The sequence below is a fragment of the Sinorhizobium garamanticum genome (genome assembly GCF_029892065.1).
In the GTDB taxonomy this organism is placed as follows: domain Bacteria; phylum Pseudomonadota; class Alphaproteobacteria; order Rhizobiales; family Rhizobiaceae; genus Sinorhizobium; species Sinorhizobium garamanticum.
Window position 1 is genome coordinate 959,165 of the sequence record NZ_CP120374.1, and the last position, 22,451, is coordinate 981,615.

A 22,451-nucleotide genomic window follows, 5' to 3' on the forward strand; every position below is an offset into this window, starting at 1 on the left:
TTCGCTAGACCAACGCGGTAAGCCACTGATAGACATTCTGAAATACGAGCGGTAGCGGCATGTAGAAGTAGTGCGCGGCCACCAGCGCCACCGGAGCGGCGGCGGCGGAGAACACCGCTGCCACGGTTCGCCTGATGCGGATTCGGATCTCGTCTGCGGTCGAGATATACGGAATGGTAGCGAGCGGCTGGTGGTCGAGCATCCGCACGAGCTCGACGGGCCTGCGTATCGTCCCGTTGAAAAACTCAAGCAGCCCGATGAGCGCCACGGCCAAGCCCAATCCGCCCATCGCACCTAGGAGCACGATCCGGCGGCGCTTCGGACTCTCCGGATACTGCGGAGGAGTCGCCCGCTCGAGCACGGAGAAGCGACCTCCGTCGGCTCGCCGCTCGATCTGTTCACCGATCATCGCCTCGGCGCGTCTGGCGATTGCGGTATTGTATTGCGTCTGCAGATTTGTGCGGTTCCGCTCGAGCGAATACAAAACGGTTTCGCTGTTGGGCGTCGCGCCAATCGATTTCGTCAGCTCGGCAATGCGCTGCGTGATCGCAGCCTTCTCCCGGCCGATCACCCGCAAACGCTCGTCGATAAATGACAGTTGCAGGTCGAGCCCGGAACGCTCTCCCCTATCGCTGGCCGAAGAAGGACTTTCCGTGGCTGGCCGTGAGCGCAGCGCAGCCTGCAACGAGGCGATGCGCGCACGAAGGGCCACGATGTTCTGGCTGTTTTCCGAAAAGATCGCGAGCTGCTCCGCAAGGGCGCGGTTCAGTTCCAGAAGCATCTGCTGTTCCGGTGTCGCTACGCTACCATCGACGGTTTGTCCTGTAAGGGCATAACTCTCGACAAGATTGCTGCGCCTGGCGCGGAGATCGGACTCTTCGCGCTCGAGCGCGATCAATCTCTCCTGTTGGCTCGTTTGCAGGCTGCGCCGAAATTCAAGACTTTCAGGAAGCGTGTCCGCGTTCTCGTTCTTGTATCTCAGAATCTCGGCTTCGAGCCGATTCAAATCCGAGCCAAGCCTTCCGACCTCCCGGTCGAAGAATTTCACGGTGTCGGCAGCACGGCCGGTTCGTTGTTGCTGCTGTTTGAGCAGGATCAGGTCGACAAATTCGTTGACGACCCTTGCTGCCAGATCAGGATCGTCTGCGGTGAAGCTGACGCTTGCCACCGACGGCCCGGGGTCGCCATAGGGCGAGCGCAGTCCGATTTCTTCGAAGGCGATGCGGAACCGCATGTCGTCAACGATGTCTTGATCCGAAAGTTCGGCTTTCTCCGTGCCGTAGACCTCAAGCTTCCTGGCAAGCGCGAGAAGATCGTCGCGCGCGGTGATCTGCTGCCGAATGATCTGCAATTGTTGGGTGGCCTGTATCGGGACTGTCGATCGCGCCAGTTCCGCGGGGATCTGCGGAGCCTCTACAAGGATCTTGGCGCTGGCGCGATAAAGCGGCGGCAGGATGCTGGCTACAATGACGGCAAGCGCCAGCGCAGAACTGACGATCGCCACGAGATAAGGCAATCTTCTCAAAAGGATCGAAATATAAAAGCGTGCATCCACGTCACTCATTCGAACACCTGAATCTGAAACCAGACGCCGGTGTCATTGTCAGGCGGTTATGGCTGAGGCGATAGATCGTCAATGGTGCATGACCTGTACCCAGCCACCTGCAGAGCTAGTTCTTTTGTCTAGGGTATGTTCATTTGCATTCGAGGCCAGCTCGCCTGAAAAAGGCGGGGTCTGGCTGATCTCGGCGGCGAGCACACGGCGGCCTCGGCCCGTCGACGTGATGACGTCAAGCCACTGTCATCGTCGTCTCATTAGGCACGGTCAGTTTCGGGGAGCCAGATGACGACGGCGCGCGCGGCGGCTGGGTTGCGCCGCTTGGCGCCGAGCACCCGCCGCAGCAGACCCTCGCCTCCACGGCGGTTTCTCAAGGGCACGCCGCTCCGGCTCATCTGACTGCGTCGCTGCGATGCTGTCACGATTCCTGTTGCCGAAAAACCAGACGCCGCTGCCCATCAGGTATAGGAACCATGCATACGGGGCAGCCCATAAATGAACTGTGGTTCCACCGACGAAGAAGGTCGTCATGCAGATGAGATATGCAACACGGTACTCGCGCGAAATTTCGTCGCCGGTTCTCTCGTACGCGACTTTGAGAGTAATCCAGAAAAACGATCCGAGAATGAAAGTCAAAGCCGGCAGCCCATACCTCATCGCGGTCAGAAGCCAGAAATTGTCGACGCTGTCAGGAGCCATCCATGCCGGTCGCACCCAATCACCGAATCCAATCCCGAAGAGCGGGTGATTGAGCACCGAAGCGGATCCGTACTCCCATATCCAAAGACGGAACCAACCCGTCTCCTTATCGAAGGTGAAGTAGTGGATGTAGAACTGGATGGGCGTCTGGTTGGACCCAAGTTCAACGGCAAGATAGCCCGCGAGCAAGAGACCCCAAAGGATCTTCCATCTGTTCTTGTACTGCCTCAGCAGCCAGTTCCAACAGATCAGCGCGCCCTGCAGGACGAGTCCGGCTATGGGTGCTGACGACATTGAGAGGACTGTCGTTCCGACGACAACGGCTGTAAGCCATCTCCGCAAGCCGCCCCCTCGGTCTTCGCCCGCGGCGAAAAGCGTCAACGCAACCATGCTCCCACAAAAAAGACCAAAGGTTATGGAATGCGCGAACGGCCCCTGGACCCGCCAGAATCCCATCCGCGGCTCATTCATCGTAACCTCAACTGTGGGGAAGAACATGCCGAATGCGGACAGGATCAGCTTGCTGCCCGTAATCCATTCATAGACCGCGAATGGAAAGAGGAGGAATATGAGCTTCGCCATCAGATGGGTCATGTTCCTGAAGCTCTCGGCGTCGCGAACGTAGCATCGCGCCAGGAGATAGGCGCCTACGGTCTCGACGAACATGATGCCACCGGGTTCGATCGCCGCCGCGAAGCCATGATTGACCGCCACGCTGATCCATGCCCAAAGGCAAAACAGGATCACGCCGATGTCAGCGACATTGATGCGGCCCGCCTGGCCAAGTAGCCACATGACCAAGCACGGGGCCACTAAGACCAAGAGAACGATGCGGTAGGGCGCCATGCTCAATGGACCCATCGGTATGATCCAGGGAATAATCAGGCTCACAAGGAAAACCGTGACCGGCCATGGCAGTCTCGCACCCTGCGACCGAGTTGCCGCTTTGCGGACCCTTAGTGTCTTTCGCTCAGCGTTTGTGAAAGGCAGCAGGGGCAAGGTGCTTGCCAGACGACCTGTCCTGGGCTGATACGGTTCTGCCATTCTCGCACCTTCCGAAGCACCAAATGGAACGCCCCAGCCCTTCCCGAGCAGCGCTTACCCATCCGGCCCCTTTGGGATGGCCGGTGCGTCGCCTCTACTGCCGCCGAGATTATACGCAAGTTGATCAGCGGCGCGATTGAACCATCTTGAGCATACCGGCTCATCCGAACGGAGAAGCCTGTCTGACCTTTTCTTGCCCCCACTTCGGCCGGTACGATGAGACGCGGTTGCTCGGCCTTGGCGATCGCCACGTCAGGGATTTGTTTGGCGACGACTTTCTTTCACATGTTCGACGGTAGGAGCGCACCTGATGACGTTGTTACGTGGAAGCTTGCCTGCCCTTGCAGTCAGTGGCGAAGAACCGAAATCATCCAGTGCGACGATCGCAAACTCCGCATGGTCGGGCAACTACGCGACGCACTCGAGTCGGGTGCGATCGCGCGGGGGCGCTCGCCCTTTGGCGCGGGCATCGACGGTGGCCGCGGTCGGCATCACCCTTCTATTCATGCTTGAGGCCACTGCCTCCGGTCGGGACACATTCCCGACGCAGGCGTCGGCCGGGACCCCACCGGGTTGGATACCCACAAAGTCGATTGTCGGCGACTATTGGGTTCGCACACCTGGGACGGTGATTGAGGATCTGCAGATCACCGATGGGGATCTGATAATCGACGCACCCAACGTCACGGTGCGTCGGGTGGAGCTTCGCGGCGGCCGCATCGATAATCTGCCCGGTACGCGGTGCCGCAATGGCCTGGTCATCGAGGATACGACGGTTACGCGGTCCGCGCGGGAGACCAGGGATTCCAACCAGCCGGTAATCGGCACAGGAGGTTATACTGCGCGCAATGTGAAGATCGACAACGTGCCCGAGGGATTCCGCGTCGGCGGCGGCAGTGATGACGGGTGCGGACCGGTCATCATCGAGGACACTTATGTACGTATCGTACCGCCGGACGTGTGCCGAGACTGGCACGGTGACGGTATCCAGGGGTATGACGGCCCCCCGCTAACCGTCCGCAACGTTGCACTCAAGCTCGTTGAAGTCCACGACTGCGGGGGTACCGCTCCCTTCTTCTACCCCCACAGCCAGGGCAACTCCTCCGTCGAGATCGATCGTCTGCTCGTCGATGGCGGGGGTTACCCATTCCGGCTCGGCATGCGGGGATCTGTCAGAAATCTGAAGATTGTCGACAACTCCTGGGGATACGGACCGATCGACGTCAAGTGCGCTGTCGTGACCACTTGGGACGCCAAAATCGTGGTCCTTGACGCTCAAGGCCAACCCATAGACCTGCGCATGCAACCCTGCAACACGGAAGACGGAGGCTGACCAATGGGCATCCACCTGGAGCAACACCATGCGCATCGGTCTTGATCACATCCTGCTCACTCGGTTCAACCTACCCTCGCCAGGTATCGAGAGCCTGATCCGGGCGAAGGAGGGGTGGCTGCGCGAACGCATCGATCTCTTCGAGCAGTACTGTTTGCCGTCGGTCGCAGCCCAGACGAACCAGAACTTCAGGTGGATTGTTTATTTCGACCCGGCAAGCCCCGAATGGCTGAAAAACCGGATCGTCCGTCATGTCGAGTCCGGAATGTTCACGCCGATCTACCGCGAGTCGGTCTCGCGCGAGGAGATGATCGGTGACATTCGAGGCGTGATCGATCGCCAACACGAGGTACTCATCACAACCAACCTGGACAACGACGACGGCATCGCGATCGATTTCGTGGACAGGGTGCAGTCGGTCGTCCCCCCTTGTGAACGCGTCGCCATCTACGTTGTGAACGGACTGATTAGGCGGGGCGACCGAGTGTACCTGCGCCGAGACACCCGCAACGCCTTCAACTCGGTGAGAGAGACGTGGTCTTCGCCAGTGACCAGTTGGTCCGCGTGGCACACGGAGTTGGGCGATCTCATGCCCGTTGTCGAGATCGACGGCTATCCCGGATGGCTGCAAGTCGTCCACGGTTCGAATGTCAGCAATCGTGTAAGGGGTCGCCTCGTTTCCCCTCTTCCTGTCCGAAAACTGTTTGGCAGGCTGCTCGATGGCGTAGGCGAGCCTGGTAGATTGGATCTAGGGCGTGACCGTTTGATATCGCTCCCGGCACGCTTCATCCGGGAGTGCGGCAGGGCCGTGGCAAAGCGTATAGTGTTGAGGACACTCGGCCGCGACGGTCTCGGCAGTGTCAAGCTTCTGTGGAAATCGAGATTCGGGCTGTTACCGAAATCTTGACGATACGACCTGTCGGTCGGGCCGCCCTCATCACGGGATCGCGCCAACCAAAAAATCATGACGATTATGGGCCGTTACAGCGCCGTGCGTCTTTTAAGACGCACAAAGGTCGCTGTAGCACTTTGAATTGCTGAATGGGGGGCGGATGGCCACCCATGCTCTTTCTCGTCCCGCTCTATTTCGCGTCGGCGTCGTGTCGGCTTGGAAACCAAACAGCCTTGCGCCAGGCCCTCGCATCGTACACCTGACGACACGCTGGAGACCTGATCCGGTGACGGCCTGACAGCGTGTGGCGCAGGCTACTGTCCGAGTTGACCGGCTGCCGCAAGCTGCATCACGGAACGGTAATCACATCGGTGGAGGGACGCGTCCGCGGCTACCGACTTTGGCAGAAGGATGCACACCGATTGGTGTCGTTCACTGAAGGCCAAAAGCTGGCAAAATCAGCCTTTGCAGAAACTTAGGTCCATTCGATCGCAAAGGGTAATCGGGGGCGGTGCGCTATGCTCAGGATGCATCTCAAGAACCATGAATACTTGAGCGTTTTCAGTGGTGCGAGCAGGGTCTACACGACCCCCGCTGCCTATCATGCGAACCTGGATGTTGCGCCCGAAATCTCCGTGACTGTGGTGCCCGGCACCGGGCTCGAGATTGAGCGCGACGGCCCGACGCGCCGACGGAAAAGGCGCGATACGGATTCCGCACAGGACGCAGGCGGGACCGACACCCATCCTCGGGATGCACAAATCAATGCGCTGCAGGACACCGGGCCCGACGAGCCTCATGAGGACCACGAGGGAGGGGAAGCCCCGCAGGACACTGGCGGTGCGAGCGAATTCCCGCAGGACACCGGCGGACTGGGTGACTTCCCGAGGGAAGACCAAGATCCGAACGAGCCTCGCCACGACGGCGACAGGCTCCGCAGAGACCGACGCGAAACCGGCCTCGGCAAGACCCCTGAAGACACTGGCGGACTCGGCAAGCTGCTTGGCGACAGTGTCGCGACCGGCATTTCAGTGGAGAGGGCGGTTTCCGAGACTGACGGCGGCACGCAAACATCCACGGCCCTCTACCCGTCATGGACTGTGGGGGCCCTATCCAATCTTGCAGCGGGGACGTGGCTGGCCGGAGGCGGATCCAGCCTCTCGCCAAGTGCGTTGTTGAGTGCGACTTCCCAGCAGGCCGCGACGACGACCACAGCGGTGACGACCGCTCTCGCCGCGACGCCGAACAAGGTCGTCCTTGAAAACATGAAGCAGGGAAATCCCATCAGCGAATGGGGTATCGACGGCGATGGCGACAGCAATATCCAAGGCTTTGCCACGCAGATCAGCACCAATATCGGTCAGACGGTCGATTTCAAGATCGCAACCGATTCGGCCGATTACCGGATCGAAATCTACCGGCTCGGCTATTACGGCGGCGACGGCGCCCGCAGAGTGGCGACGATCGACGTGGATCTTGCACAGGCGCAGGTGCAGCCGCATCCGATCGTGGACATGGCGCGCGGGCTGATCGACTGCGGCAACTGGTCGGTTTCGGCAAGCTGGACGATCCCCGACGACATGGTGTCGGGCGTCTACATCGCCAAGCTCGTCCGCGAGGATGGAACTGCGGGCTCAAGCCACATCCCGTTCATCGTCCGCGACGACAGCTCCACGAGCGATATCGTCTTCCAGACGTCCGATACGACCTGGCAGGCCTACAACGCCTGGGGCGGCGCCAGTCTGTATTTTGGGGAGGTACCCGTCGATCCCGCGGATATGATCGGCTACATGCCGCCAAATTGCAGTTGCGGCTTGACCGCGATCGGTAGGGCGTCCGCGGTCAGCTACAATCGGCCGATCATCACCAACACGAGCCCCGTTGGCGGTACGCACGACTTCATTTTCGGGGCCGAGCACTCGGCGATCCGCTGGCTCGAGCAGAACGGCTACGATGTTTCCTACATCTCCGGCGTCGATGCGACACGAAACGGCACCCTGCTGCTCAATCATGACGCTTTCCTTTCGGTCGGGCATGACGAGTACTGGTCGGCTGAACAGCGGGCCAACGTCGAAGCCGCGCGAGACGCGGGCGTCAATCTCGCCTTCTGGAGCGGCAACGAATGCTACTGGAAGGTTCGCTGGGAAACGAGCATCGACGGCAACGGCACGCCCTACCGGACGATGGTCTGTTACAAGGAGACCTGGGGCAACAGCACCGATCCGAGCAATGTCGGCACAGGCACATGGCGTGACCCGCGTTTTGCCGACCCGGGACAGGAACCGGAAAACTCGCTGACCGGCACCATGTTCACGGTGGACAGCTACCGCCAGGACGCGATCACCATTCCTTACGACTATTCCAACCTGCGTTTCTGGCGCAACACGGATGTAGCGAACCTTCAGCCCGGCGAAACCTATTCCCTGGTGCAGAACCTGCTCGGATATGAATGGGACTCCGATGTCGAAAACGGCTTCAGACCGGCTGGATTGGTGAACCTGTCGCTATCGACGGTCTCGGTGGACACCTATCTGCGCGACTACGGCACCTCCATCGGGACCGCCGATGTGACCCACAGCCTGACCATGTACCGGGCCGAAAGCGGGGCACTCGTCTTCGGAGCCGGGACGGTTTTCTGGTCCTGGGGCCTTGACTCCAATCATGAGGGGGCGTCGACGCCGACCGATCCGAATGTCCAGCAGGCGATGGTCAACATGTTCGCCGACATGGGCATCCAGCCGCAGACGTTGGATGCGAGCCTGATTCTGTCGACACAATCGACGGATACGATCAAGCCGACCTCGACGATCACGTCCCCCAGTGTCGGCGCGACCTTCGTGGAGGGGCAGCGGGTTACAGTCACTGGCACGGCGCAGGATTTCGGCGGTGGCATCATCGCCGGCATCGAAGTCTCCACGGACGGCGGCCAGCACTGGTTCAAGGCGACCGGCAGGGAGAACTGGACCTATAACTGGGTCGTACAGGCAAGCGGTACCTATACGATCATGTCGCGCGCCGTCGACGACAGCCTCAATCTCGAGACGCCGTCGGGCGGCAAGCAGGTTACGGTATCGCTGCCCCAGACGTCGAGCCTGTGGACATTGGCATCCAAACCGACTGTCGAAACTGTGCTCGATCGCGATGGCGTGGAGCTCGGCGTTCGTTTTCAAGCCACCACCAATGGCGCCGTGGAGGGTATCCGCTTTTACAAGGGGTTCTACAATGTCGGCGAGCACGTCGTCAGCCTTTGGAGCGCGAACGGGACTCTCCTCGGCACCGGCGTTTCAACCGCGGAACCGATTTCGGGATGGCAGACGGTAACCTTCGCGAGCCCGATTCAGATAACGGCGGGCACGACCTACACCGCTTCCTACCACTCCGGCGGCTTTTATTCTTGGACTCCGGGGTATTTCAACGGCGCCTACGCCAACGGCCCTTTGAAGATCGTCGATAACGGCGGCGTCTACGCCTATAGCAACGCCAGGACTTTCCCGGGGAACAGCTCTAACGGCATCAACTATTGGGTGGACGTGGTCTTCAACCCCGGCCCGAATACTTTGCCAGTGGCGACCGACGACAGCGGCTTCGCCGGCTTGCGCAACGCAACCGTGACGCTCTCCTTTGCCGCGTTGCTGGCGAATGACACAGATGCCAATGGCGATGCCATGACGATCACTGCTGTCGGCAACGCCATCAACGGTACAGTCGCGCTCGATGCCCAGACCGGCAACGTCATCTTCACGCCGACGACTGACTACGTCGGCCCAGCGAGTTTCACTTATACGATATCCGATGGCCGTGGCGGCACGGACGTGGGCACTGTCAGCCTCACGATCGAAGATGGTCCTGCCGGGGTATCGCTGTTCGGGCCGAATGATGGGCCGACGGGTGGCAGCTTCCGCGACAATAGCGGCCTCGAGCTCGGGATGAAATTCGTGGCCTCCAGTACCGGGGAGATCACCGGCATCCGTTTTTACAAAGCGGCTGGCGACACCGGTTCTCACACTGGTTCCATCTGGACGGCGAGCGGCACGCTCTTGGGCACGGTGACCTTCACCAATGAATCGTTGAGCGGCTGGCAAACAGCCAAATTTTCCAGTCCAATCCAGATCTCGGCGGGCACGACCTATGTCGCCTCCTATCATACGACCGGGGCCTATGTGGCGAGTTCGAACTATTTTACGACCGCGCACAGCAATGGCCCCCTGACGGCCCTGGCATCGACGACAACGAGTGGAAACGGCGTCTACGCCTATGGAGCAAGCACTGCCTTTCCGACGTCCAGTTATCAAGCCTCGAACTATTGGGTCGATGTCGTTTTCGATAATTCGACTAGCAACGTCGCGCCGATCGCCGCCAACGATAACGGAATTACCGTCTATCACGACACACCGTTGTGGATCGCTGCATCCACGGTGCTCGCAAATGATACGGATGCGAACGGCGACATCCTCGCGATCACGGGTGCGATCGGAGCGACGAATGGCACCGTCACCTTTGACAGCCAGGCCAACGCGCTCATCTTCACGCCAACGGCCGGCTATAGCGGGCCGGCCAGCTTCTCCTACGGCGTATCGGATGGCCGCGGCGGGACATCATCGGCCACTGTGAACCTGACGGTGAAGCCTCCTTCCACGGCGACCACTCTGTTTGCCTTGTCGGACACGCCGAGCAACGCTGCAGTCAATGACCCGAACTCGATCGAACTAGGTGTCAAATTCACGGCTTCCTCTCGCGGCACCATTGTCGGCTTGCGCTACTACAAGAGTGCACAGGATACGGGCACGCATGTCGGCTCGCTTTGGACGAGCACAGGCACGCTGCTTGCCTCCGCAACCTTCACCAACGAATCCCCCAGCGGTTGGCAGACGGTGACCTTCGCCCAGCCGGTCAATATCTCGGCTGGCACGACATACGTCGCGAGCTATCATTCCAATGGTTTCTACGCGGCGAGCCCGAACTACTTTACCAGCAGTCATTCGAACGGCGCTCTGACAGCGCCATCGAGCGCGACAAGCGGCGGGAACGGCGTCTACGCCTATGGAACGGGCAGTCTGTTTCCATCGTCAAGCTTCAGCGCGACCAACTACTGGGTCGACGTCCTCTACGACCAGCCAACACAGAACGCGTCTCCTGTCGCCAGCAATGACTCCGGCTTCTCAGCAACCGCCAACAGCCCCTACTCGATCCAGGCATCGGCCTTGCTTGCCAATGACAACGATCCGGACGGCGATCCGATTTCGATCACGGGGGTTGGCAATGCGGTCAACGGATCCGTGACTTTCGACAATCAGTCGAACGTCGTCACTTTCACTCCGATAACCGGCTATTCCGGCCCGGCAAGCTTCTCCTACACCATTGCAGACGGGCTGGGCCAGACCGCTTCCGCCCAGGTCTCACTCGATGTCATTCAGCAAGGTGCCGACCAGAACGTATTCGCTGCAAACAGTGCGCCCGCGATTGCTTCGGTGAACGATCCGAGTGCCGTCAATCTCGGCATGAAGTTCCAGGCGGACGTGGCCGGCTGGATCACCGGATTCCGTTTCTACAAGGGCGCCAACAACACAGGCCCGCATACCGGCTATCTGTGGACATCGACCGGCACGCTGCTCGCCAGTGCGACGTTCACGAATGAAACCGCCAGCGGCTGGCAGTCGGTCAATCTCGCCGAGCAGGTCGCGATCCAGCCGAATACGACCTACGTCGTCTCGTACAGCACGAATGGTTTCTATTCGGCGACGAGCAACTTCTTCACTTCCGAGGTTACCAACAACAACCTGCACGCTCTCTCGTCGGCGCTAAGCGGCGGCAATGGCGTCTATGCCTATGGTTCGAGCGGGGTGTTCCCGACGAATTCGTACAACAGCACCAACTACTACGTGGATGTGGCTTTCAGGCCGCAACTGGCGGCGTAGATGGGCATGGAGGCTCACAGGATACGCGACGATCGACTGCCGGTGACCGTGCTGGCGGGTTTCCTCGGTGCAGGCAAGACGACGCTCTTGAACCATATTCTGCACAACCGCGAGGGCTATCGCGTCGCAGTGATCGTCAACGACATGAGCGAGATCAGCGTCGATGCTGACCTTGTTCGCGACGGGGGGGCCGACCTTTCGCGCACCGACGAGACGCTGGTCGAACTGACCAATGGATGCATCTGCTGCACGCTTCGCGCGGACCTCCTTGCCGAGGTTCGCCGCCTGGCGGCGGAAGGACGCTTCGACTATCTGCTGATCGAGGGCACGGGGATTGCCGAGCCTTTGCCGATCGCCGCGACGTTCTCCTTCAGGGATGAAACCGGCGCAGCACTTTGTGACGTCGCCCGGCTCGATACTATGGTCTCGGTGGTCGATGCGGTGAACCTGCTCTCCGACTACTCGAGCACGGATTTTCTCGCCGACCGCGGCGAGGCCCGCGACGAGGACGACAAGCGCACTCTGGTCGATCTTCTCGTCGAGCAGATCGAATTCGCCGATGTCGTGGTAATCAACAAGATCTCGGACGTGGGCATCGAAACGCGAACGACGGTGCGCCGGATCATCGCGGCGCTTAATCCCGATGCACGTGTCATAGAAACCGATTTCGGCCGCCTGCCGCTCGCCACGGTCCTCGATACCGGCCTGTTCAGCGAGGCGAAGTCGGCGCGACATCCTCTGTGGCACAAGGAACTCTATGGCTGGGGCGACCATGTCCCCGAAACCGTAGAATACGGGATCACCAGTTTCGTCTACCGGGCGCGACGTCCCTTCGATCCCGCGAAGTTTGAGGATTTCCTCGCGAAAGAATGGACGGGCCTCATTCGAGCCAAGGGGCACTTCTGGCTGGCGACGCGCCCGGACTGGATCGGCCAGCTTTCGATCGCGGGGACGCAGCGCCGCACCGAGGCAAAGGGCCTTTGGTGGGCGTCGGTGCCGAAAGCGCACTGGCCGCGTTATCCGCAATTCCGCGATTTACTCGATCGGCATTGGAGCGCCGTCTGGGGCGATCGCCGGCAGGAACTCGTCTTTATCGGGGCGGGTCTTGCCGAGGCAGCGATCCGTTCCGCGCTCGACGATTGCCTGATCGGTGAAGAGACCGGCTTCGATCCGCAGCTTGCGCGCGGTCTGCGTGATCCGTTTCCAACATGGCAGCACGCGCCTGCCGCATGATCCGCTCAAAGGTAGGGAGTACAAGATGAGCACGGAACTTTATTCAGACGGCATAGGCGAAATCACCGTCACCGGAACGATCGTCAGGATCGACTTGATGTCGCTCTCCGCCACCGAACGGGATGAGAAGAACAACCCGAAGCCGGCGTTCCGGCAGCGGATCATCATGCCGGTCGATGCGTTCGCCAATGCGGTGGATCTCATGCAGAAGGCGCTTGCCGGCCTCGTCGAAGCAGGCGCGGTTCGACGGATCGGCGAAATCCAGAAACTTCCGGCGGGCGACGCCCAACAGGGGCAGATGACGTCCAACGCGTCACCGAACTTCAATTGATCCGAAACGCAGCTACTTCTGGGGCGGGTGATGAGTACCAATCCGCATACCAGTCTTCAGTGTCTGGTCCTTGTCGCCCGTCACCATGGCATCGACCTTTCGCCCGAACGGCTGCTGCATGACTACGCACTGGGGGACCAGCCGGTCGCGACCCGGCAGCTCCTCCGCATGGCGAAAGATGCCGGCTTGCGTGCCCGGCACGTACATCTCACCTGGCGGTCGCTCTTTCAGATGGGCGGCGCCTACCCCGTGCTTGCCGAACTCGAGAACGGCAACTGGGTCGTCATCGCCGGCGTTGCGAGCGACAGCGAGGAGGAGGCGATCCGGATTCTCGATCCGCTTGCGGCGCGCCCCGAATTCATCCTCTTGAATGAGAGCCAATTTTCCAAGGCCTGGCACGGCTCCGCGGTCCTCCTGAAGCGCAATTACCGTCTCGGCGACGATGACCAGCCCTTCGGCTTTCGCTGGTTCTTGCCGGAGATCATACGCCAACGCGGGCTTTTCCGGGACGTGGCGCTTGCGGCCGTCGCCCTTTACGGCCTCGGCCTCACCACGCCGATCTTTTTCCAGCTCGTCATCGACAAGGTGCTGGTGCATCAGAGCTACGCAACGCTGACGGTTCTCACCATCGGCATCGCAGTCGCCCTGGTCTTCGATGCCGCCTTTACCTTCCTGCGGCGCTATCTCCTGCTCTATGCAACCAACAAGATCGATATCAGGATAGCGACACGCACCTTCGGGCATCTCCTGAACCTGCCGATCGCGCTCTTCGAACAGGCGTCGGCCGGTGTCCTCGTCAAGCATATGCAGCAGACAGGGCGCATTCGCGAATTTCTGACCGGCAGGCTCTTCCTCACCCTGCTCGACGGCCTCTCGCTCCTCGTGTTCGTGCCGATCCTCGCCCTCTACAGCGTCAAACTCACCTTCGTGGTGCTCGGCTTTGCCGCGCTGGTTGGTCTCGTCGTAATGACGCTGGTGGGGCCGTTCCAGCAACGGCTCCAAGCTCTCTATCAGGTTGAAGGCGATCGACAGGCCATGCTCGTGGAAACGGTCCACGGCATGCGCACGGTCAAGTCGCTGGCGCTCGAGCCGCGCCAACGCCGGGTGTGGGACGACCATTCGGCCCGCTCGATCTCCGTGCGCTTCCGCGTCGAGAAGATTTCGACGTTCGCGCAGGCCATAACGGGGCTCCTGGAAAAGCTGATGAGCGTGGCGATCGTCGGGTTGGGCGCGCTCGATGTGTTCAGCGGGTCGATGACAATCGGCGCGCTCGTCGCATTCAACATGCTGGCCGGCCGGGTTTCCGGGCCCCTTGTCCAGATCGTCACCATGATCCACGAATATCAGGAAGTGGCGCTATCCGTGCGCATGCTCGGTGAGATCATGAACCAGCGCCCGGAACAATTCGGGCGTGGACGCGGGCTCAGGCCAGATCTCAAAGGGCTGATCGAGTTCGACAGGGTGACTTTCCGATACGGGCCCGACGGCGCCCCTGCACTCGACGATGTCTCCTTCACGGTTCCCGCGGGCTCCGTCTTCGGCATCGTCGGCAAGAGCGGCTCGGGAAAGACAACCGTCACGCGGCTTATCCAGGGCCTCTATCAGAACCAGCAGGGAATCGTGCGCATAGACGGCCATGACAGCCGCGAGATCGATCTCGTTCATTTGAGAAAGAGCATCGGCGTCGTGCTGCAGGACAATTTCCTGTTCCGGGGTACGGTTCGCGAAAACATCGCGGCGGCAAGGACGGATGCGAGCATCGAGGAGATCGCCGCGGCCGCACGCATCGCCGGGGCGGAGGAATTCATCGAGCGGCTGCCTCGCGGCTTCGAAACCCTGCTCGAGGAAAACGCCTCCAATCTCTCCGGCGGCCAGAAGCAGCGTCTTGCAATTGCCCGCGCGCTGATCACCGATCCCAAATTGCTCATTCTCGACGAGGCGACGAGTGCTCTCGACCCCGACAGCGAGGCAATCGTCAGACAGAACCTCTCCAAGATCGCCGAGGGACGCACTGTCATCATCGTCTCGCACCGCCTGTCCACACTTGTCGATGCCGATGCGATCCTGGTCATCGAGCGCGGCAAGATCGCCGATATCGGTCGCCACGACCAGCTCGTTTCACGCTGCATGACCTATCGCCACCTGTGGTCACAGCAGACAAGGCAGTCCGCATGACCGCGCACGGCCCGCAACCCGCAAACACCACCCCCCACGACGACCTCATGAGACGACGCCCGCTCCCGCCCGTGATTGCGGAGTTTCAATCCGACGCGGTGGAACTGGAGGAACGCGTACCGCCGAAGATCGCTCGGCTGACGCTCTACGGTATCGCGGCACTCATCGCCGCCGCGGTACTGTGGGCTTCGGTCTCATTGATCGACGAAGTCGTCGTTGCGCCCGGCAAGCTGGTGACAACGCGGCCGACCATTATCCTGCAGCCACTCGAAACCTCCATCGTTCGTTCGATCGATGTGACGACCGGAGAGGTGGTGCGCGCGGGCCAGGCGCTCGTGATGCTGGATGCGACATTCAGCCAGTCGGATTTCGACCAGCAACGGGTAAAGCTTGCGGCATTCGATGCGCAGATAAAGCGCATCGAAGCGGAACTCGCCAACGCCGATTATTCCTTGATCGCGGGCAATTCGCCCGAGGAACGGCTGCAGGTGCAGCTCTTTGGTCAGCGGCGCGCATTTTATGTCGCTCAACTCCAGAATTTTGATCAGCAGATCGCGGGACAGCTTGCCGCAATCGAGGCTGGCAAGAATCAGGAAGTCATCCTGCTCGACCGCCGGGAGAGCCTCACGCGGATCGAGAACGCGCGCGAGACGCTCTACAAGAAAGAGAAAGGTTCGCTCATCAATTTCCTCAGTTCGCGCGATGCGCGCCTCGACGTCGATGCCAATCTGTCGCAACTGCGCGGCAAGTCAGCCGAAGCCGGACATGCCCTGGCAAGGCTTAGGGCGGATCGACAGGCGTTCATCGAGGATTTCCGTCGCACAACGACGGAGCAACTCGTGGAGTTGCGCGGACAGCGTGATACGGCGAGCACGGAATTGAAGAAGATGGAGTTGCGCCGCGAGATGGTGGCACTGACCGCACCCGCCGACGCCGTCGTGCTCGATCTTGCCCAACGCTCGGTCGGCTCGGTCGTGCGCGAGGCGGAGCCGATCGTCACGCTGGTACCTCTCAATGTGCCGCTCGAAGCCGAGGTCGAGATCAATGCCCGCGATATCGGTCGCGTTACCGTCGACGAGGAGGTCCGCGTCAAATTCGACGCGTATCCGTTCCAGAAATACGGCACCGCGTCCGGCTCCATCCGGACAATCAGCCGCGACGCCTTCACGCCAAATCAGCAGGACGCTTCAGCGGGTCAGGCAGGGGCTCCGTTCTTCAAAGCGCGCGTTTCGCTTGGCGACAGCGAGCTCCGTGCGCCGCCCGGGACCGTCCGCCTTCTGCCCGGCATGACGGTATCTGCAGAGATCAAGGTCGGCCGTCGAACCGTTATTTCCTACTTCCTCTATCCGCTGCTGCGAGGCCTCGACGACGCAATCCGCGAGCCTTGAGCGCAACCCCGACACCGCCGCTGAATACAGCTGCTACAGCGTCCCTTGCGCGTCTGATTGGACGCGCCGCACTGTAGAAGGAATCTTGCCGGTAATTGCCGCCTGAAGCTTGGAGCATGCCGTTATCCCAACGCCGCGGCATCTCAACGCGCGGGCGAATGGTTTGGCCCGCTACAGATTTGGCCCGGCCGGCGGGCGCCGGACGCCGCTTGTGACGTCCGGAGCCCTGGCTTCCGCAAGCTGCCAGAGGAATTCATCCATGAGCGGAGAATTGCCAAAGCGACGATTGGCACGCTCCGCGGCGAGTGAGAACTGAGGGTCCACCTCGGTGAGCTGTGCCATCGCGCGCCGCGCGCCCTGCACGTCTCCACGCCGGGTGAGGACTGCCGTGTGGATCAGCAGGCAATCCGCCTCGCGCGGTGCGCGGATCAGGCACTCCCGCAAGACCTGGTCGGCTTCATCGAGCCGCCCGGCGGCGTAGAGCGCCTGGCCGTAGACATAGGTGTAGTATTCCGGTGCCATCGGATGCAGCCGCCGCGCCCGCCCGGCGTTGCGCACCGCCTCGTCGTAGCTCCCGAAACGGACCTGCGCTTTTGCCAGCGCCATCAGGCTGTCCGGGTCGTTCGGATTGAGTTCGACCGCCCGTTGCGCGGCCTGCATGGCGCCGGCGTAATCGCCGGCGACCGAAAGCCCGAAGCTCAGGACCTGATAGCCGACCGCGAGATTGGGATCGAGCCGAACGGCCTGGCGCGCCTCGCTGAGACCGGTTTCCACATCAGTCCGGGTCGCCCTGCCGCTGAGGTTCTGCATGAAGTCGACGATATAGGTCATGCCGAGATTGGCGCGCGCCGCGGCGTAGCCGGGATCGAGCTCGAGGGCACGATGAAGCAGCGCACGCGCGGCCATCAGCGCTTCGGCATCCTTCGAGCCGTGCTTGTAGCGGTCACGCGCCTTGAGGACGAGGTCGTAGGCCTGAAGGTTTTCGGTCGGGCGTTCGGCGACGTTCGATACTTCCGACTGGCGCACATAGGACACCAGATGTGAGACGATCTCGGCGGTCAGATCGGTCTGGACCGCGAAGACGTCTTCGACGCGCCGGTCATAGGTGCGCGACCAGAGATGGGCGCCGCTGCGTGCATCGATGAGCTGCGCCACCACGCGAAGCTTATCGCCGGCGCGCCTAGCGCTGCCTTCGACCACATAGCCGGCGCCCAGCCTTTCGCCGATCCTGCGGATGTCCTCCGCCTGGCCGCGGAGCGCAAAGGTTGAGTTACGCGCGATCACCTGAAGCTCGGGGTTTCGCGCCAGGTTGGCGATGATGTCCTCGGTCAGTCCGTCGGCGAAATAGGCCTGACCGGCTTCGCCACTCATATTGTCAAAGGGCAGCACCGCCACGGTCGGCCGGGCGTCGACAGGTTCACCGCCCGCGAGACGCACGAGGCCGTCGGTCAGATCCGCGCCGATCGTCCGCAATGCGGGCAGTTGGGTGAAAGCGGCGACGGCGACGAGCCCCGCGGCCACGACCGCAACAGGCAGAGCGGCACGCCGGCGGAGCGCCATCCGCCCTATCCAGCCCCGGCCGCGCGCTGGCTCTGGCTCGAGCCGGACGGCGTAGACGGCGAGTGGCTCGGTTATGTTCTTGGCCTGCCTTCGCCCGATACTGTAGAAGAGCTTGCTGCGGCTCCGGTCGGCGCTGCGGACCACGGCCTCGCTCACGAAAATGCTGGCCGGCGCTGCCATGGCTTCCAGCCTGGACGCGACGTTGACACCGTCACCGAACATGTCGCCATTGTCTTCTATGACGTCGCCGAGGTTAATGCCGACACGCAGGTTGAACGGCCGCTCGACGAAGCCGTTCTGGATTTCGATCGCCGCATCGAGCGCCTCGTTGACGCTCGGGAAGGTCGCCAGGAAGCCGTCGCCGGTGGTCTTGAAGGTGCGGCCGCCGTGCTTCTCGACGGCCGGGATGATCAGTTCGCTGAGGGCCGCGCGCAAGGCCGCGTAGGTCGAGGATTCGTCCTCGGACATCAGTCGCGTATAGCCGACGATATCGCCCGCTACGATTGCTGCGAGTTTGCGTTCCATCACGAGGCCTCGGCTGTTTTCGCAAGCATCTTCCCGGGACCGCCCCTGCCCGTCCACTCAAAACTCTGTGTGTGGGGGCCTGTCTTGCGGACGCATTCACGACACTTGCCCCTCGATCAACGGCTTACGCGGCGGAATTACCCGCCGCAAATCCATGAGGGCAATCGCCACCGTCGAGAACATGACCTGCGCGAATGTGAGCTTCTACATGAACAATGCTCGCAGGAAGCTCAGTACAAACGACGGGGCGATGAAAGAGCGGTGAGGCAGCAGTGGCCCCCTCAGAACGGCCACGGGTCTGTCCGGCGGTGGCCGCTCGCGCTCAGCTTCCGGCCTTCGGCTTGACGGTCCCAAGGACGCTTGCGAAGAGAGGGCCTTCTCGTCATCGCCAAGCATAGCTCGAAAGACGCGTTTTCCTTTGGGCCGCATGCGGTTGCTGCCGCGAGACCCTGTATCCAGAAAGGGCACTCAGCTTAAAGCTCACCACATACGGCTAACGGCAGGGAGCGTGTCGAAAACCTCGTCCGCTGAAATCAGCGGCATCCCAAGATCCAGCGCACTTGCTGCCAGCAGACGGTCGAACGGGTCGCGATGCTCCCACGCAAGAGTTGCCCCTTTCAAACAAATTTCCGGCGCCAGGGCGGCAACTCTGCCGCCTTGCTGCTCCAGAAAACTGGGCAAATCATTGACGAATGGCTCCATCTCCGGCCACTTGCCGATGCGAACCTTCTGCCCGATCTCCAAAAAACTGATCGGGCTGACGAAAACGCTGTCGGCCTCCGTGATGAGAGCGGTTGCCTTGGCAGATAGGCGCGCGTCGCCGGTCAGCGACCATGCCCATGTATGGGTGTCGAGAAGCACAACCTTCACGCTTTGCCTTCCCAAAGCGCCAGTTCATCCTCACTCATAGGCTCGAAGAAATCCGGCCCGTCTCCTGCAACCTTGCCTTTCAGCAGCCCGATCGTGAACTTGTTTTGCGGGATGGCAACGATCCGGGCAACAGGAGTCTTGCCCTTGGCGATGACAACTTCTTCGCCAGCCTTCGCCGCCTCAATAAGTTTGGACAGGTTCGTTTTGGCGTTATGGATTGTAACCTGCATGGCAACCCTAATTAGCTAACTTGGCTATATTTAGTGCCTTTACTCCGAAAATCTAGCCACTCGTGGCCTTGCAACGCCTCACGTCGCCATCCTTCTTCCACCTTTGACGTTAACCAGCATCACGAGAGGCAAGGCAACCTTCTGACGGCATCGTTGCTTTGACCCCTGGCGAATTTCTGGCCGTTACCAATTAAATTGAGATTGGGCTCGGTGCGCGTATAGGCCAAGATTTTTCCGACGACGGCATATAAATGTCAGAGAAATCAAACGCGACTGCAGCAAATTTGAGAACCCGCATCCGGGGTTCACCGCCGTCCTCTCTGTTCTGTGGCCTACACCACATCGCGATGAATACGGCAACCACCCCATCTGCCAAGCGACATCTGCCGCATCGAACGCGGCCATCGCGGTGCGTGACAGTCTATTCTCGCTCCGGCGTTAAGTTAGCAGCGGATCGCCGGCCTTGCGGCGATCGTGAAATCCACCGCGTCCTTCCGCGGTCGGCGCGGCTTTGTGCTTGCGGATCATTGTGCTGGTATGGTTTGAGACTATGCATAGGTTACTCATGCGCAGCGCGAACGGGTCGGATCGTGGAGCGAAAGACGAATCTCAAGGAGGTGGCGCGCGAGGCGGGGGTTTCGCTTAGCACCGCATCGCATGCGCTGAACGGAACCGCGCCACTGACGGTCGAAGTGCGCGAGCGGGTGCTCGAGTCCGCGCGCCGGCTCGGCTATCTTGAAAGCCGGCGGAAGAAGGCGACCATCGCCGCGCTGCGCGTCGTCCTCCTCGCTTTGACCAGCGATGCGGCGCCGCAGAGCGACCTCAACATGGTGAGCTGGACGATCCTCAATGGCCTGCGGCGCGAATGCGAAAGGCGAGGCATCCGCATCGTGCCTTTCGTCAGCGCCAGCACGCGGCTTGATCCTGCCGAGGTGCGGGATCAGGCGCAGGGCGAAAACGTCGACGGCATCATCGTCCTGAACGACGACCGGCCGGAGCTCATCCGGGCGCTTTCCGGCGCCGGCAAGTCGATGGTGATCCTCAACGGCGAAGATCCCTCCATGCTGGTCGATACCGTAACGGTCGAGAACCGCTTCGGGGCGCGGCTCGGCACCGAGCATCTTCTTTCGCTCGGCCACCGCCGCATCCTGCATCTGACATGGCAGGGACGCACCACCATCCGCCGGCGCTACGACGGCTATGTCGATGCCCATCTGGTTGCGGGCCTGCCCGCGCCCGAGAACATGGTCGTGGTCGCCGAAAGCTACGAGCCACGCCACGGCGAGCAGGTGATCCGCTCCCTTCTGGAAACAGACCGTAAGCTGCGTGGAGCCACCGCGATCTTCTGTGCGGCCGACAATCTCGCGCTCGGCTGCCTGAAGGCGCTCGTTGAGGCCGGCATCCGCGTGCCACAGGACGTTTCGGTCCTCGGCTTCGACGATATTGTTCCGGGCGAGTTCAGCTCCCCGCCCTTGAGCACGATTCAGATGCCGGCCGATCGGCTCGGCGCTGCGGCGCTGTCGTTGCTTGAGCAAAGGCTGATCGCCAACGATCTGCTCCGCCCGGCGCACCGGCTGGAGCTCGGTTGCCGGCTGATCCTCAGGGGCAGCATCGCGCCGCCCCGGAGGTGACTTCCCGCTACTTCATTCCCGTTCCGGCAATCCCGGTCGTGATGTAGCGCTGGAGGAAGAGGAACACGAGCGTCACGGGCACGAGGCTAAGGAAAGTCATGGCCAGGATATAGTGCCATTGCACCGAGAACTCGCCCTGGAAGGCATTGAGGCCGACCTGCAGCGTGAAGTTCTCGCGGCTGCTGAGCACGATCAAGGGCCACAGAAAGTCGTTCCAGCGCCAGAGGACCGAGAAGATCGCCAGAACGGCGAGCGCGGGGGCCGTCAGCGGCAGGACGATGCGCCAGAAGATGCGGAACTCGCTCGCTGCATCGACGCGCGCCGCCTCGATCAGTTCTTCGGGAATGGTGAGCATGTATTGTCTCAGCAGGAAGACGCCCGTGGGCGAAGCGACCGTGGGGATGATCACGCCCCAAAGATTGTCTACGAGACCGACGCCGACGATGACGAGATAGGCCGGCACCATCACGACGGTGAGCGGGATCATCAGCGTCGAGATGATGAGCACGAAAATCGCCTTGTCGCCGCGGAAGCGGTATTTGGAGAGCGCGAAGGCCGCCAGCGCGTTGACGATGAGGGTCAGCAGCGTCGCGACGACGGTGACGAAGACCGAATTCTTGAGGAAGGTCAGGAAGTTGAAGCGCGTCAGCGGATCGGTGTAGTTCTCCGTCGCGACCGTCAGGCGCTGGACCGGAGAAATGCTCTTCGTGTCGACGCTGATGGGCTTGCCGGGATTTTCCGGATCGACCATTTGCGCCTTGAGGCCGATGCGGCGGACCATCGCCATTTCCCGCGTTTCGCCGTCGACCGACACGTTCCAGAGACTTAGGGGCTTGTCGAAGCCCTGGACCTCCACCTGCACCGCCGCGCGCGGCAGCAGCGTCGGCGGAAAGCGGGTGATCTCCGCCTCGGGTTTCAGCGAAGACAAGCCGGCCCAGACGACGGGCACGAGGACGGCGAGCGTGCCGCCGATCAGCCACAGCCAGGAGAGGATGTCGGTGACGTCGATCCGGCCGGGGCGCCGGGTGCGGGTGAGAAAGCCGATGGCGTTGAACGTGCCGTGCATG

General features: G+C 61.3%; 14 protein-coding genes. 8 read left to right on the forward strand and 6 right to left on the reverse strand.

Annotation, left to right across the window (positions count from 1 at the left end):
- Positions 1 to 4: 4 nt before the first annotated feature.
- Both PZN02_RS24410 and PZN02_RS24415 read right to left on the reverse strand, forming a co-directional pair.
- Complete coding sequence (locus PZN02_RS24410; RefSeq protein ID WP_280663205.1) at positions 5 to 1,564, reverse strand: GumC family protein; 1,560 nt, start codon at positions 1,562 to 1,564, stop codon at positions 5 to 7.
- A 261-nt stretch (positions 1,565 to 1,825) separates the two neighbouring features.
- Positions 1,826 to 3,148, reverse strand: coding sequence for an O-antigen ligase family protein (locus PZN02_RS24415; protein WP_280663206.1), 1,323 nt, complete (start codon positions 3,146 to 3,148; stop codon positions 1,826 to 1,828).
- 610 nt (positions 3,149 to 3,758) lie between these two features.
- Between PZN02_RS24415 and PZN02_RS24420 the strand changes: the two genes are divergently transcribed.
- The 7 genes from PZN02_RS24420 to PZN02_RS24450 all read left to right on the forward strand — a co-directional run bounded on the left by PZN02_RS24420 (position 3,759) and on the right by PZN02_RS24450 (position 16,568).
- Positions 3,759 to 4,634 (forward strand): hypothetical protein, encoded by an 876-nt coding sequence (locus PZN02_RS24420; protein WP_280663208.1) that lies wholly within the window; start codon positions 3,759 to 3,761, stop codon positions 4,632 to 4,634.
- Positions 4,635 to 4,662: 28 nt separating this feature from the next.
- Positions 4,663 to 5,541 (forward strand): glycosyltransferase, encoded by an 879-nt coding sequence (locus PZN02_RS24425; RefSeq protein ID WP_280663209.1) that lies wholly within the window; start codon positions 4,663 to 4,665, stop codon positions 5,539 to 5,541.
- Between the two features lie 503 nt (positions 5,542 to 6,044).
- Positions 6,045 to 11,441, forward strand: a complete 5,397-nt coding sequence (locus PZN02_RS24430; RefSeq protein ID WP_280663210.1) for a DUF4082 domain-containing protein — start codon at positions 6,045 to 6,047, stop codon at positions 11,439 to 11,441.
- Between the two features lie 6 nt (positions 11,442 to 11,447).
- Entirely contained in the window at positions 11,448 to 12,674 is a 1,227-nt protein-coding gene (locus tag PZN02_RS24435; RefSeq protein WP_280663262.1) for a GTP-binding protein, read from the forward strand.
- Positions 12,675 to 12,699: 25 nt separating this feature from the next.
- The gene (locus tag PZN02_RS24440; RefSeq protein ID WP_280663211.1) at positions 12,700 to 13,005 is read left to right on the forward strand and encodes a hypothetical protein; all 306 of its coding nucleotides are present in this window, start codon (positions 12,700 to 12,702) and stop codon (positions 13,003 to 13,005) included.
- Positions 13,006 to 13,035: 30 nt separating this feature from the next.
- Complete coding sequence (locus tag PZN02_RS24445) at positions 13,036 to 15,180, forward strand: peptidase domain-containing ABC transporter (protein WP_280663212.1); 2,145 nt, start codon at positions 13,036 to 13,038, stop codon at positions 15,178 to 15,180.
- Positions 15,177 to 16,568, forward strand: a complete 1,392-nt coding sequence (locus PZN02_RS24450) for an HlyD family type I secretion periplasmic adaptor subunit (protein ID WP_425336353.1) — start codon at positions 15,177 to 15,179, stop codon at positions 16,566 to 16,568. The genes PZN02_RS24445 and PZN02_RS24450 overlap by 4 nt, the downstream gene beginning before the upstream one ends.
- Before the next feature lie 171 nt (positions 16,569 to 16,739).
- Here the strand turns inward: PZN02_RS24450 and PZN02_RS24455 are convergent, their stop codons facing one another.
- The 3 genes from PZN02_RS24455 to PZN02_RS24465 form a co-directional block, all read right to left on the reverse strand.
- Positions 16,740 to 18,653, reverse strand: a complete 1,914-nt coding sequence (locus tag PZN02_RS24455; RefSeq protein WP_280663213.1) for an adenylate/guanylate cyclase domain-containing protein — start codon at positions 18,651 to 18,653, stop codon at positions 16,740 to 16,742.
- A 480-nt stretch (positions 18,654 to 19,133) separates the two neighbouring features.
- Complete coding sequence (locus PZN02_RS24460) at positions 19,134 to 19,523, reverse strand: type II toxin-antitoxin system VapC family toxin (protein ID WP_342394729.1); 390 nt, start codon at positions 19,521 to 19,523, stop codon at positions 19,134 to 19,136.
- Positions 19,520 to 19,753, reverse strand: a complete 234-nt coding sequence (locus PZN02_RS24465) for a type II toxin-antitoxin system Phd/YefM family antitoxin (RefSeq protein WP_280663215.1) — start codon at positions 19,751 to 19,753, stop codon at positions 19,520 to 19,522. The genes PZN02_RS24460 and PZN02_RS24465 overlap by 4 nt, the downstream gene beginning before the upstream one ends.
- A gap of 590 nt (positions 19,754 to 20,343) precedes the next feature.
- On the opposite strand from PZN02_RS24465, the gene PZN02_RS24470 reads away from it, so the two are divergent.
- Positions 20,344 to 21,384 carry a LacI family DNA-binding transcriptional regulator gene (locus PZN02_RS24470; protein WP_280663216.1) on the forward strand — a complete coding sequence of 347 codons (1,041 nt, stop codon included), beginning with the start codon at positions 20,344 to 20,346 and terminating at the stop codon, positions 21,382 to 21,384.
- A 7-nt stretch (positions 21,385 to 21,391) separates the two neighbouring features.
- Here PZN02_RS24470 and PZN02_RS24475 read toward each other — a convergent pair whose 3' ends face one another.
- Positions 21,392 to 22,450, reverse strand: a complete 1,059-nt coding sequence (locus PZN02_RS24475; RefSeq protein WP_280663217.1) for a carbohydrate ABC transporter permease — start codon at positions 22,448 to 22,450, stop codon at positions 21,392 to 21,394.
- Position 22,451 lies beyond the last annotated feature (1 nt).